The sequence below is a fragment of the Salinimicrobium sp. TIG7-5_MAKvit genome (assembly GCF_049569215.1).
GTDB classification, from domain to species: Bacteria; Bacteroidota; Bacteroidia; order Flavobacteriales; family Flavobacteriaceae; genus Salinimicrobium; species Salinimicrobium profundisediminis.
On record NZ_CP145903.1, the window covers coordinates 542,423 to 555,880 of the forward strand.

Annotated in this window: 13 protein-coding genes; 4 read left to right on the plus strand and 9 right to left on the minus strand. The window is 41.4% G+C overall.

What is annotated here, in order from left to right:
• Positions 1–89: 89 nt before the first annotated feature.
• The 8 genes from V5739_RS02530 to V5739_RS02565 all read right to left on the minus strand — a co-directional run bounded on the left by V5739_RS02530 (position 90) and on the right by V5739_RS02565 (position 7,548).
• Positions 90–1,106, minus strand: a complete 1,017-nt coding sequence (locus V5739_RS02530; protein ID WP_423819530.1) for an FAD:protein FMN transferase — start codon at positions 1,104–1,106, stop codon at positions 90–92.
• A gap of 2 nt (positions 1,107–1,108) precedes the next feature.
• Positions 1,109–1,465 carry a Na(+)-translocating NADH-quinone reductase subunit F gene (locus V5739_RS02535; RefSeq protein WP_423819531.1) on the minus strand — a complete coding sequence of 119 codons (357 nt, stop codon included), beginning with the start codon at positions 1,463–1,465 and terminating at the stop codon, positions 1,109–1,111.
• Positions 1,466–1,560: 95 nt separating this feature from the next.
• Positions 1,561–2,850 (minus strand): NADH:ubiquinone reductase (Na(+)-transporting) subunit F, encoded by a 1,290-nt coding sequence (gene nqrF / locus V5739_RS02540; protein ID WP_266069469.1) that lies wholly within the window; start codon positions 2,848–2,850, stop codon positions 1,561–1,563.
• Between the two features lie 10 nt (positions 2,851–2,860).
• Complete coding sequence (gene nqrE, locus V5739_RS02545; protein ID WP_266069468.1) at positions 2,861–3,475, minus strand: NADH:ubiquinone reductase (Na(+)-transporting) subunit E; 615 nt, start codon at positions 3,473–3,475, stop codon at positions 2,861–2,863.
• Between the two features lie 24 nt (positions 3,476–3,499).
• On the minus strand, positions 3,500–4,258 hold the full coding sequence (locus tag V5739_RS02550; RefSeq protein WP_266069467.1) for an NADH:ubiquinone reductase (Na(+)-transporting) subunit D: 759 nt from the start codon (positions 4,256–4,258) through the stop codon (positions 3,500–3,502).
• A gap of 2 nt (positions 4,259–4,260) precedes the next feature.
• Positions 4,261–5,004: a Na(+)-translocating NADH-quinone reductase subunit C gene (locus V5739_RS02555; RefSeq protein ID WP_345599071.1), complete on the minus strand. Its 744-nt coding sequence runs from the start codon at positions 5,002–5,004 to the stop codon at positions 4,261–4,263.
• Between the two features lie 2 nt (positions 5,005–5,006).
• A complete protein-coding gene (locus tag V5739_RS02560) occupies positions 5,007–6,191 on the minus strand; it encodes an NADH:ubiquinone reductase (Na(+)-transporting) subunit B (RefSeq protein WP_266069465.1) in 1,185 nt (394 codons plus the stop codon).
• A gap of 10 nt (positions 6,192–6,201) precedes the next feature.
• On the minus strand, positions 6,202–7,548 hold the full coding sequence (locus V5739_RS02565) for a Na(+)-translocating NADH-quinone reductase subunit A (protein WP_423819532.1): 1,347 nt from the start codon (positions 7,546–7,548) through the stop codon (positions 6,202–6,204).
• 159 nt (positions 7,549–7,707) lie between these two features.
• On the opposite strand from V5739_RS02565, the gene V5739_RS02570 reads away from it, so the two are divergent.
• Genes V5739_RS02570 through apaG form a run of 3 tightly spaced genes read left to right on the plus strand, consistent with a single transcriptional unit; the run spans position 7,708 to position 10,448 of the window.
• Positions 7,708–8,958: a DUF5103 domain-containing protein gene (locus tag V5739_RS02570; protein ID WP_423819533.1), complete on the plus strand. Its 1,251-nt coding sequence runs from the start codon at positions 7,708–7,710 to the stop codon at positions 8,956–8,958.
• 19 nt (positions 8,959–8,977) lie between these two features.
• Positions 8,978–10,060 carry a DUF3667 domain-containing protein gene (locus V5739_RS02575; RefSeq protein ID WP_423819534.1) on the plus strand — a complete coding sequence of 361 codons (1,083 nt, stop codon included), beginning with the start codon at positions 8,978–8,980 and terminating at the stop codon, positions 10,058–10,060.
• 1 nt (position 10,061) lies between these two features.
• Positions 10,062–10,448: a Co2+/Mg2+ efflux protein ApaG gene (gene apaG / locus V5739_RS02580; RefSeq protein WP_266069461.1), complete on the plus strand. Its 387-nt coding sequence runs from the start codon at positions 10,062–10,064 to the stop codon at positions 10,446–10,448.
• Positions 10,449–10,926: 478 nt separating this feature from the next.
• Here the strand turns inward: apaG and V5739_RS02585 are convergent, their stop codons facing one another.
• A complete protein-coding gene (locus V5739_RS02585) occupies positions 10,927–11,637 on the minus strand; it encodes an NRDE family protein (protein WP_423819535.1) in 711 nt (236 codons plus the stop codon).
• Positions 11,638–11,774: 137 nt separating this feature from the next.
• Between V5739_RS02585 and pruA the strand changes: the two genes are divergently transcribed.
• Positions 11,775–13,400, plus strand: a complete 1,626-nt coding sequence (gene pruA / locus V5739_RS02590) for an L-glutamate gamma-semialdehyde dehydrogenase (protein WP_345599078.1) — start codon at positions 11,775–11,777, stop codon at positions 13,398–13,400.
• Positions 13,401–13,458 lie beyond the last annotated feature (58 nt).

Below are 13,458 nucleotides of genomic sequence, written 5' to 3' on the forward strand. Positions count from 1 at the left end.
GAGAATTTTCTGGGAATTACCTGGAGAACCATATCAGAAGATACCAACCTAATGTTCTCAATACTCAATACGCTATACTCACTACTAGACTATAAGTCTTTCATAAGTTCGTCAAAACCCGGGGTGGCATATTCCTTCATTTCACCTCCAAGCGTAGAATAAATAAGAAAAGCGTCCAAATTATCTTCCTGCGAAAGTACCATTTTTGAGAGGTCAAATCCCATAGCCATAAAAGCAGTGGCATAGGCATCGGCCAAAGCACAATTTTCAGCAAGAACAGTTACGCTAAGCAAATCACTTTTTTGGGCAAAGCCGGTGAGCGGATTAATGGTATGCACATATTGGGCACCAGTCTCAGGATCTGTACGGTGTTTGCGGTAATTCCCCGAAGTTGCCATGGCCTTATTTTGCAAGCCTATGGTAGCAGTTAATTCCCTTTGCCCCTCCTCCTGGGTGGGGTCATCTATTCCCACAGTCCAATAAGACTCTCTCTCTCGGTTTACCCCTTTTGCCAAAAGCTCACCGCCCAATTCAATCAAATAATCATCAACACCCTTAGAATTGAGATAATGGCCTATAAGATCTATGGTATAACCTTTAGCAATAGCATTAAAATCGAGATAAATTTGGGGAGTTTCTTTTATGAGTCGGTCCCCTTTTAATTGAAGTTTATCAAAACCTACAAACTGCATAAGAGAATCTATAGTCATTGAATCTATTTCTTTAGGGCCATTTTCAGGGCCAAAACCGTATTGATTGACGAGATCTCCCACAGTAGGATCAAAGTAGCCGTTACTTTTGCGCCACACTTTTTTAGAGAGTTTAAATACATTCTGAAAAAGAGTGTCTACCACTACCAGGCTGTCTCCCCTATTTATCCTTGAAATATCTGAAGATTCCCTGTAGGTGCTCATAGACTGATTTACCCGTTCAAAAATGGAGTCGAAAGCCTTCTCAAGGGGAATGTCTTCTTCGGAATAATAGCTTATGGAGTAGGTAGTACCAAGGGCTTCTCCAAAAGCGCTTCTTTCCTTATCTGCCTGCGAACATGAAACAATCAGGGCACATAACAGCAGCAGTCTAACAGCAGGTCTCAAAAATGTCATTTTTAGATTTCTTTTAATCCGGGGTAATTAACTACGTAATCTTCTGAACTCATTACGGGTAATTCATAGTCTTTGGAATTTGCGAGCCCCACGCCGGCATAAAAAGTACGGGCATTAAATTTTAAAGCCTGCTCTTTTACAGTTTCCAAAAAGATCATATCAATATCTCGCGGATCGTGTGGATATTCTATTGCCCGCACTACAACGAAATGCAACTTTTTATCCCTTAAAGCCACGAACTGAGGGTCTTTTTTAAAATCACTATTGACCCCTAGAAATTCATATCCCTGTTCTTCAAGATCTTTACCTACAATGTTCATTGCAAGGTTATGCAGTTCCTGATCGGTTAATTGTGACATAGCTCAAAATTAGTCAATTCAGCTTAATATAATGTGCCCAAATCAAAAACAGCCACCAAAAGGCAGCTGTTTTTATATATTTTAACTTCTTCAGGTTACCCTCCAAAGTCATCAAATCTCACGTTCTCTGGTGGTACTCCAAAATCTTCGGCCATTTTCTCTACGGCCTTGTTCATTAATGGAGGTCCACAGAAATAGAATTCAATTTCTTCCGGCTCATCGTGCAGGCTAAGATAGTTATCGATAACTACCTGGTGAATGAATCCTACGAAACCGTCTCCTTCCCCTTCAATTCCATCTTTCACTTTCCAGTTGTCTTCTTCAAGAGGTTCAGAAAGGGCAATATAGAACTTAAAGTTCGGGAAATCTCTTTCCAAAGCTCTAAAGTGTTCAGTATAGAACAACTCACGTTTAGAACGCCCACCGTACCAGTAAGTTACTTTTCTTCCGGTTTTAAGGGTTCTGAAGAGGTGATACAAGTGTGAACGCATTGGCGCCATCCCGGCTCCCCCACCAACGTAAAGCATTTCGGCATCGCTGTGGTTGATAAAGAATTCACCATAAGGCCCTGAAATAGTAACCTTGTCTCCTTTTTTCTGATTGAAGATGTAAGAAGAAGCTATCCCCGGATTTACTGTCATCCAGTCATTCTTAGCACGATCCCATGGCGGAGTTGCCACACGAACGTTAAGCATAACCCTTCTTCCTTCGGCAGGGTAAGAAGCCATAGAATAAGCTCTCTCCACTACTTCAGGGTTCTTCATTACAAGTGGCCACAGGTTAAACTTATCCCACTCCAGTTTAAATTTATCAGGTTCTCCCGGGTGTTCTTCAGGGTGGGCGGTAATATCCATATCTTGATATTTCACCTCGCATTTTGGAATTTCAATCTGGATATATCCTCCAGCCTTGTAGTCCATATCTTCAGGAATTTCTACAACAAATTCCTTGATAAATGATGCTACGTTGTAGTTACTTACTACAGTAGCTTCCCATTTCTTGATACCAAAAACTTCTTCAGGAATGGTAATTTTCATATCCTGCTTAACTTTTACCTGGCAACCAAGACGCCAGCCATCGGCAATTTCTTTACGGGTAAAGTGTGGTTCTTCTGTTGGCAAGATAGTCCCACCACCTTCAGCAACAATACATTTACACTGTATACAGGTACCACCTCCACCACAGGCAGAAGGAAGGAACAGTTTGTTCTCACCTAAAGTAGACAGGAGCGTACCTCCCGAACCTACTTCGATATCTTTTTCGTTGTTAATATTGATCTTTACAGGTCCCGATGGTATTAACTTGGCTTTTGCTCCCAAAAGAACAGCAACCAGGATTAAGATTAGGACTAAGAATACAATAACACTTGCTATAATTACTTCCATTGCTTTCTCTCTATATTTTGATTCCCATGAAACTCATGAATCCAAGAGCCATAAGTCCGGTGATTATAAAAGTGATCCCCAAACCTTTAAGCGGCGCAGGAACGTTTGAATAAGCGATTTTTTCACGAATAGCTGCAATTCCAAGAATAGCCAGGAACCAGCCAATTCCACTTCCCAAACCATAAGTTACTGCTTCCCCAATACCCGAGAAATCTTTTTGCTGCATGAACAGCGCACCTCCAAGAATAGCACAGTTTACTGCGATAAGCGGAAGGAAGATCCCCAGGGCACCATAAAGTGCGGGAGCAAACTTTTCAACTACCATTTCTACAAGCTGTACCATAGCTGCAATTACGGCGATGAACATTATGAAACTTAGAAAACTAAGGTCGATGGTTGCATATTCTTCATTCAACCAGGAAAGTGCACCCGGCCTTAAGAGATATTTATCAAGTAAAAAGTTGATGGGCACGGTCATTGTCAATACGAAGATCACCGCTGCACCTAATCCAACCCCTGTTTTAACGGTCTTGGATACTGCGAGGTACGAACACATTCCCAGGAAATATGCAAAGATCATGTTCTCAATGAAGATGCTTCGTACGAATAAATTTATATAATCCATAGTCGGTTTTTTTGAAGTTATAGATTAGGCTTCAATTAATTTACGGTTTCTTGAGCGCTGTACCCAAATAATGATCCCTACCACTATAAGTGCCATAGGAGAAAGGAGCATTAAACCGTTGTTCTCATATCCAAGAGCGTAAAGCCCTGTAGATTCTGCCAGTGTAGCTCCTTTGTGCCCAAGGATCTCGTAGCCAAAAAGCTTACCAGCCCCAAGAAGCTCACGAAAGAATGCTACGATAATAAGGATCAAACCATATCCTGCAGCATTTCCAATACCATCAAGAAAAGACTTGTAGACACCATTACCTAAAGCAAAAGCTTCAAGACGTCCCATTACAATACAGTTGGTAATGATAAGACCAATGAATACCGATAGTTGTTTACTTACATCGTAAGCATAAGCCCTAAGTACCTGATCTACCAATGCCACCAAAGAGGCTACTACCACAAGCTGAACGATAATCCTAATCCTGTTTGGAATTAGGTTTCTTAGTGCTGAAATGATCATGTTACTAAAAGCCATAACCGCAGTTACCGCAATTGCCATTACAATAGCAGGTTCTAATTGCACCGTAATCGCAAGTGCAGAACATATCCCCAGAACCTGAACGGTAATAGGGTTATCATCGTTAAGAGGATCTGAAAGTAACTTTCTGTTGGCTCTTGATAAAAAGTGCTCTTTCTCTTCTGAATCAGAAAGAAAAAGGATCATTGCATCTTTCTTACTTTCCTTGTCTACCTCAGCAATTTGCTCAGGTCTATTTTTTGTCTCCTGTGCCATAACTATAAATTACTTGCAACGTTTAATTCTGTTTTGCTCTTGAAATAAGGCAGGTAATGCTGAAGTCTCTCTGAAATCATATTTGAAACCCCATCTCCGGTAATAGTTGCACCCGAAATTGCATCAACCTTATTATCATCCTTAGAAGTACTGCTGTTTCCTTTAACAACAGATACCCCTATAAGTTCTCCATTCTCATCAAAGATCTTCTCATCGGTAAAGCGCTCTCTAAACCACTCCTGAGTAATCTCGGCACCAAGTCCCGGAGTTTCCCCAAGGTGATCAAACACGGCTCCTTTGATGGTATTTACATCATCCTGTAGAGCAATGTATCCAAAAATGGCATTCCAAAGCCCTGCTCCTCTAAGCGGAATAATGTAATAGGTTTCCCCGTCAACCTCGGCTATATAAAGCGGAAAGTTTTGCTCTGTATCAACCTTTTTAAGCTCTTTGGCAAGGTCAACATCAAAAGCATTCACTCCTTCTTTCTCCTGCCCCTCATTATTTAGAACAAGTTGTTCTTTAATGTACTGCTCAAATAAAGCTTCGGCTCCGGCCCTGTCGGTTTCAACACCTACTGTCGCAAGGATGTTCTGCATCTTTTCCTGGCGCATGTTTTCATATTGCCTTGGCTGCAACGAGGTAGCGGCAAAGGCCAGAACAACACCTACTACCACAACCATAACGATGGCGAAAATGAATGTGTACGAGTTGGTGTTCGTCTTATTTACTGTTTTCTCTTCCATAACTATACTACAGTTTCAACTTGTTTGTTAATACCTGCTGCCTTTCTTTTCACTCTTCGTTTAATATTACCCTGAATCACATAGTGATCTATAGTTGGAGCAAATACGTTCATTAACAGTATTGCCAGCATCACCCCTTCAGGATATGCAGGGTTAAACACCCTGATCATAACTGATAAGAAACCTATAAGAAATCCATAGACCCATTTCCCTTTATAGGTTTGAGCAGCCGAAACAGGATCTGTTGCCATGTAAACAATACCAAAAGCCAAACCTCCGGCTAAAAGATGGTTGTACCAGGGGAAATTTGTAAGTGAGTTACCTTCCACTCCCATTGCAGGAAGCGCGTTAAAAATCAAGCCCATTACAGAAGCTCCCACTACTGCGCTCAACATGATTCTCCAGCTTCCTACTTTTGTAAAGATCAGGAAGAGTGCTCCCAGCAGACACAATGCTGCTGAAGTTTCTGAAACTGATCCGGGAATCATTCCCCAGAACATATCCATGGTAGTGTATTCAACCGGCTGTCCGGCTGCAAGAGTTCCTAAAATAGTTTCTCCAGATACACCATCTACCTGGGAAGCGTTCATTACCCATACCTGGTTACCCGACATATATGTTGGATAAGCAAAGAAAGCAAAGGCCCTGGCTGTTAAAGCAGGGTTTAAAATATTCATTCCCGTTCCTCCAAAAGCTTCTTTTCCAATTATAACAGCAAATACAACCGAAATTGCAAGCATCCATAAAGGCAAGCCTACAGGCATGATCATAGGAATTAAAAGTCCGGTTACCAGGTAACCTTCGTTCACTTCATGCCCTCTAAAAATGGCAAAAGCGAATTCAATTCCCAAACCTACCGCATAGGAAACTACGATCATTGGCAGGATCTCAAGAGCACCGTGACCAAATGCATCCCAGAAGTCAACTTCAGGCTGAATTTGTTTGAGGTACTGGTATCCCACATTCCACATACTAAAAAGCAGCACCGGCAGCAGGGCGATCACCACAGTGATCATCACCCTCTTTAAGTCTACCGCGTCCCTCACATGGGCACCTTTTCTAGTAGTGTGATTTGGAGTAAAAAGAAAAGTATCAAGCGCATTAATTGCCGGAGAATACTTTTCAAGTTTCTTACCCTTAGCAAAGGGCTCCTTAAATTTATCTAATTTTTGTCTAATCCATTCCATAGTAAACAGTTTATCCAACTTCGGTGATCATGAGATCCAGCCCTAAGCGTATTATTTCTTGCGCCTCTATTTTTGAAGTATTCACATAATCTACAAGTGCAAAATCTTCGGGAGCCACTTCATAGATCCCAAGATTTTCCATTTTTTCAATATCTGCCGCCATGCAGGCTTTTAACAACTGCATAGGGAAAATATCCATTGGCATCACCTCTTCCATTTCCCCTGTCACCACCAATGCTCTTTCTTCACCGTGTAGGTTAGTGTTCACCTCAAATTTCTTATTTGGGAACATCCAGCTTAAGGAAGTACGTGAGTTAGAAGGAATGTTATTGTAGGTAAACGGTAACCATCCAAATGCACGATACTTATTACCCTCGGGTATTAAAGTAAGCTCATTTGGGAAAAAGCCGATATACTGCCCGGTATTCACCTGCTCTCCAGTGAGAACATCTCCGGAAATCACCCTTACATTTTTTGTATCTACAGCACCCGACAGGTCAATTACCGGAGCTCCAATTCGTGTTCTAAAGTATTTTCTTTCCTTTGCCTCACTTCCACACACAGCTACTGTACGTACTGGCGTGAACCTACCGCTAAGGAAAAGATCTCCAATGTTTGCAACATCTTCAGGCTTAACGGTCCAAACCCGATCTCCCATATTGATTGGATCGAGCTTATGGATCTGCACTCCCACGTTGGCAGCAGGATGCGGACCAAAAACGTTATGAATTTCCACATTTTTAAAACCTTTAAAGACTCCACTACCCTGTCCGTTTACAGAAACATGCACCTTCCCCGGGGTTAACCTGGTAAGGGCATTAAGCCCGGCCTGAAAAGCCTCCATGCGGTCTTTCAGGATAAACTCCACATCTGCAGAAAGCGGCGCAGTGTTCATTGCCGAAACAAAAATAGCTTTTGGGGTATCTTCAGGATCTGCCGGAATATCGTAAGGACGCTGATTAAAGAAAGCCCAGCTTCCACTTTCGAGGATGCGGCTTTTTACAGCATCGGCATCAGCGTTTAAAGGATCAAGAGTACCAAATTCCCGGTAGTCATCTGAAGCATCAGCCTCGATCACCACCTCAAGAATGCGGCGTTTCTCTCCTCTCACAATTTCCTTTAAAGTACCACTAACAGGAGAAGTGAAACGAATCTTATCGGTGTATTTAGAAAAGAAAAGCTCATCACCCACCTTTACTTTTGCACCCTCTTTTACCACCATCTTTGGTATGACCGAATGGAAATCGGGCGGTTTTACAGCATAGGTTTTGGAGCGGGGTGCGTCAACAAGGGTCTTGTCGGCTTCACCCTTCAGGCGAAGCGTAATCCCTCTTTTAATTCTAATGTCGTTGGACATAGGACGAAGTGTTAAATTTCATTTAAAATCGGGCAAATTTACTCATTTCCGACCCACAAATCCCAATTTAAAATGAATAAATTCCCCTTAGATTTTGTTAAAGTGAACAAATAATGATGCTAATCAGTTTTTGAGTATATTTAAATTTATTTTTGGTGCATGAAGTTAAACTTATCCTTCTTTTTCTTTTTACTCCTGGGAATTTTTTCTGCTGCCGCACAGACGGTAGAAAATCCTCCTCCAAATTTTATAAGAACCGTAATCTTTACTGGCTCTAACGAGTATAGCGGAGTGCCTGTTATTAAACTGGGAGAACCTCTGTTGCTCACTTTTGACGACCTGGTAGGCGATGAGGCCAATTACTATTACACTATTGAGCATTTTAATTACGACTGGACACCTTCAGAACTGCTTAAAAATGAGTATTTAGAAGGCTTTGATAACGTTCGCATTACTAACTATGAGAATTCTTTCAACACGCTTCAGCTTTACTCTCACTACGAGTTGCGCATCCCCAATGACAATACCCGCTCGCTTAAGGTTAGTGGTAATTATTTAATAAAGATCTTTAACGATAATAAAGAACTGGTATTCTCCCGAAAGTTCATTGTTTACGAACCTCTTACCCGTGTGCAGGTAGCCGTGCGAAAATCTTCGGAAGTGAGAAATATTCAAACAAAACACGTGGTGAATTTTGAAGTAGACTCGCCCGAATTCATTATTCGCAACCCGGAACAATCAACCTGGGCGGTTATCCTTCAAAACAACAATTTAAAAACCGCGATCTACAACATACGCCCACAGTACCACATTGGCACCAGCCTTATTTATAAATACAATGACCTCACTTCCTTCTGGGCCGGTAACGAATTCCTTAGTTTTGACAGCAAAGATCTGCGGGCGGCAACCGTAAAAATACAGTACATTGACCTCCAGGACCTATATCATCATTACCTCTTCCCAGACGCAATAAGGGCATTTAAACCCTACACCTATAATCCCGATATCAACGGAAAATTTTTGGTGAGAAAATTTCAAGCGCTTGAAGACGACATTGAGGCCGGCTACGTGTGGACCCATTTTGCCCTCGCTGCCCCAGAGCCTTTTGAAGGAGGTGAAGTACATCTTTACGGCGAGTTTAATAATTTCGTGCTTGATGAAAGCACAAAACTCGAATACAACCCTAACTCCGGCGCTTATGAAACGGCACGCCTCTTCAAACAGGGATACTACGATTACAAATATGTATTTCTTCGGAAGGATGGCATTCTTGATGAAGGTTTTATAAGCGGAAATTTTGTTAGTACCGAAAACGATTATACCGTGCTTATCTATTACCTGCCTCCCGGCGGAAGGTTTACCAGGGTTATTGGAATGGGCTCAGCTACTTCATTAAACATCAGCAATTAAGTTATCTGCATAGTTTCTCATGAACGAGGGTCAAAATTTACCGAAGATATACAAGGAGCGGCATAGACTGAAGTACCGCAGCACAGAATGCCTAAACTGCCATCATCCTCTTGATATCAGTGATGAGTTTTGCCCAAACTGTAGTCAGCTTAACAGTACCAAAAAGCTGGCTTTTAACGATTTTTTCAACGAATTTTTTGCCGGAATTTTTGCTTACGATTCCCGGTTCTACAGAACGCTGGGAGCCCTGCTTTTTAAACCCGGAAAAATCTCAAAAGATTACATTCAGGGAAAGAGGGTGCGCTATGCCAATCCTTACCGGTTTTACCTAAGCGCTTCCATTATTTTTTTCCTGCTTTGGAGTGTCACTCACGAAGTTGAATCACCCATTAACTTCGACCTGGAAGGCAGTGCAGAAGAACAAAAGGAAGTTGATTCCATTTTAACCGCCCAGGGTATAGAAAACCCGCCTTTAGAAGTATTTCTTCCTGCCAACGACAGCGTCTCAACCCCAGAATATATTGCGGAAAAAGATCTGGATACCATGAGCTTTTTAAATGCCCGAATAAAGCAATGGCAGGTATTTTCAGATCATTATGAAGCTACCGGGATGAGAAATTCCAAAGTTGCTTTAGACAGCCTCAATTATTCAAATTCCCGCTTTAATCAATGGTTTTACAAGAAAACCGTGAACTCAAAAATATTCGGTTCAGATGCTAATCTTTTCTGGAGTTATTTTTACAGCAAGCTGCCGTTCATCATCTTCTTTTACCTTCCGGTGTTTGCGCTGTTCATCTGGCTGCTTTATTTAAGGAGGCCTTTCACATACATGGAACACCTCATCTTTACCTTCCACAATCAAACCACCTGGTTTGTGCTTTTTGGAATAGCAGTGGGCATTAATACGCTCTTCAACAGCAATTTTGCCACCGCGCTTGCCATGTTCATCTTCGCTTTTTACCTCTATAAAGCTTTTAGAAAATTCTACGGACAGGGAAGAGTTAAAACGTTGATAAAGTTTATTATAATAAATATTATATTCTTTACTTTAGCTTTATTAGCATTCATATTTTCGGTGCTGGCTTCATTTGCGATCTACTAGCATGATTCAACAAATTACCAGAGGCATAAAAATCTCTATAGAAACAAATTTTGAAGGGACTTTCTATAAAAACTATAGAGTCCACTTCGCCTTTGGCTATCAAATCACTATTGAGAATCAAAGCAAAGATTCTGTGCAACTCAGTTCCAGGTTCTGGAAGATAAAAGATGCGCTTAACCGCACAGAAATTGTGGAAGGTGAAGGAGTAATTGGAAAGAAACCGGTTCTAAAACCCGGAGAATCCCACACCTACAAAAGCGGATGTCTGCTCACCTCACCATTTGGATCTATGAGCGGCTTTTACAGCATGATCAATTTTACTTCTACCAGGAAATTCAGGGTCACCATCCCCTCCTTTAAACTCAGTGCCCCATTTGCGCTAAACTAGTTCAAGGTTTAACGTTCAAAGTTTGTGGTTACGTCAACTCCGTTCGGAGTTACATTATTTTAGCGTATCTGGAACTTTTTCAAATCTTCAAATTATCACATCCTCAAATCACCTTATAAAATATCATTTTTGAAACCTCATCTTTTCCTCAATCCAAAAAGTAGACTACTGTAATATTGTTGGAATTTGGTGCTTGTATTATTGGAATTCCCACGCCTTACCTCTCTAAAATGGCATTTTGGAAACCTCATCTTTCATGGTTTAAGGTTTAAAGTTCAAGTCCATCCAAAAATTAGACTTCTAAAATACTGTTGGAATTTGGTGCTTGAATTATTGGAATTTCCACGACTTACCTCTCTAAAATGGCATTTTTGAAACCTTCCCTAAGGTTTAAGGTTCAAGTCCATCCAAAAAGCAGACTACGGAATATTGTTGGAATTTGGTGCTTGTATTTTTGGAATTTCCACAGCTTACCGCTCTAAAATGTCATTTTTGACACCTTATCTGTGGCGAGATCTTTATAGAAAAAATCTGCCTGCCCTTCGGAAACAATAATTTGAGAAACGCTCACGGTCTTTACGAATCCGCGGTCCATGATCACACCCTGTTCCTTATCTCCTTTTCCTGCTGAAAAGTGGAAATTGAGAAGAGCTTCGGGATTAATATTCTCTTTCTGCTGAAGTTGAAGTTCTAAAAACCACTCTTCCCGAAGCTGCTTCATTTCTTCAGAATAAAGCGGACTTGAGGACCAGATGTGAGGCTTCAGAGGTAATTTTTTATAATGTTTTTCGCTTCCGTCCCAAACAAATTCAGCAAAAAAGAGCCCTTTTTGCCAATCGGCTGCTACAATGGTGAAAGGTTCGACTTCAGAAAGCTCATATTCTTCCGCAGCTTCAGTAAAATCTTCAGCAGCCAATAGATCTTTTACCACCACTCCCCTGCTTTTGCCGTAAGGCAGTTTTCTTTCATGCTTCTTAAAGGCACCATTCAGCAGACAAATAGCACGTTTGCGATCGCTCACTCCCAGCCAGGTGCCCCCGGCCAAAACATCTTTCGGAAATGCCATTTTTGAGCCTGCAACCTCGTAGGTTTTTGGCGGTAGCGTTTGCCTCCCCGGAGCCTCATCACGATTGGAAGTAAGAACAAACGAATTATGGCCTTTTAAAGGCAGGATAGTAACCGTACACATTATGAAAAAATTAAGATTTTTTACCTTTTAGGTGCTGATTTTGAGTAAAGTTCAGTAAAAAATTGAGTAAGTAAAACTATTTTAATTTTTTTACCTTTACGACCATACATTTAGAAATCAAAAAAAATTACAACAGTATGGGAAAAGGTGTATTCCAGGTTCCGCAGGCAGTAAATGAACCCGTAAAGTCATATGCCCCGGGAACACCCGAAAGAGAAGCCGTTTTAAAGGCTTATAAAGAATTGTACAACAGCAAGGTAGAGGTACCACTTTATATTGGTGGCGAAGAGATCAAAACTGGTGATACAGCACCTATGAATCCGCCGCACGATCATCAGCATCACCTTGGTGACTATCATAAAGCTTCAAAAGAGCATGTGGAAAAGGCGATACAATCTGCGCTTGATGCCCGCGAAAAATGGGCAAATCTTGAATGGGAACAAAGAGCAGCAGTTTTCCTGAAAGCAGCCGAGCTTATTGCAGGGCCTTACCGTTACAAGATCAATGCTGCTACCATGATTGGGCAGTCTAAGAATATATTTCAGGCTGAAATTGACTCGGCTTGTGAATTGATAGACTTCCTTCGTTTCAATGTAGAATACATGACACGCATTTATGAGGAACAACCGGAATCTTCTTCGGAAGCATGGAACAGGCTTGAATACCGCCCTCTTGAAGGTTTTGTATATGCAGTAACTCCATTTAATTTTACGGCTATTGCCGGTAATTTACCCTCGGCCCCTGCATTAATGGGGAATGTTGCAGTTTGGAAACCAAGCGACTCGCAGGTATATTCGGCCCAGGTAATTATGGAAGTATTTAAGGAAGCCGGATTGCCAGATGGGGTAATTAATATGGTGATGGGAGATCCAAAAATGATCTCAGACACTATTCTTGAGAACAGGGATTTTGCCGGACTTCATTTCACAGGAAGCACCACGGTGTTTAAGAACCTTTGGAAACAAATAGGAGAAAATATACATAACTACAGGTCGTACCCGCGTATTGTGGGAGAAACCGGGGGTAAAGATTTCATTATCGCCCACCCAAGTGCAAAACCAAAGCAGGTTGCAACGGCTATTTCGAGAGGAGCATTTGAATTCCAGGGACAAAAATGTAGTGCTGCTTCAAGGGTTTACATCCCTAAAAGTATGTGGGCAGAAGTTAAAAATTACCTTATAGAAGATGTGAAGTCTTTCAAGATGGGATCACCCGAAGATATGAGCAACTTCATCACTGCGGTAATTCATGAGGCTTCGTTCGACAAGCTGGCAAAATTCATTGATGCTGCAAAAAATGACAGCGATGCAGAAATAGTAGTTGGTGGAAATTACGATAAATCTAAGGGCTGGTTCATAGAACCTACAGTTATACTTACAGAGAACCCAAAATACAGTACAATGTGTACCGAACTTTTTGGGCCTGTTGTGACCGTGTACCTTTATGAGGATGAAAAATGGAATGAAACCCTCAAGCTGGTAGATGACTCAGAATATGCACTTACCGGAGCAATTCTTTCTCAAGACCGTTACGCAGCTGCGGAAGCTACCAAAGCATTACAGAATGCCGCAGGAAACTTCTACATCAATGACAAACCTACAGGAGCCGTTGTGGGACAACAACCTTTTGGAGGTGCGCGTGGAAGTGGAACCAATGACAAAGCAGGATCTATCCTTAACTTATATCGATGGATCTCACCAAGAACTATCAAGGAAACTTTTGTAACTGCAACAGATTACAGATACCCATTCCTGGGAGAATAGTAAAAACAACCTTTTTATTAAAAGCCGCCGGAAAATATTTTCCTGGCGGCTTTTTTTT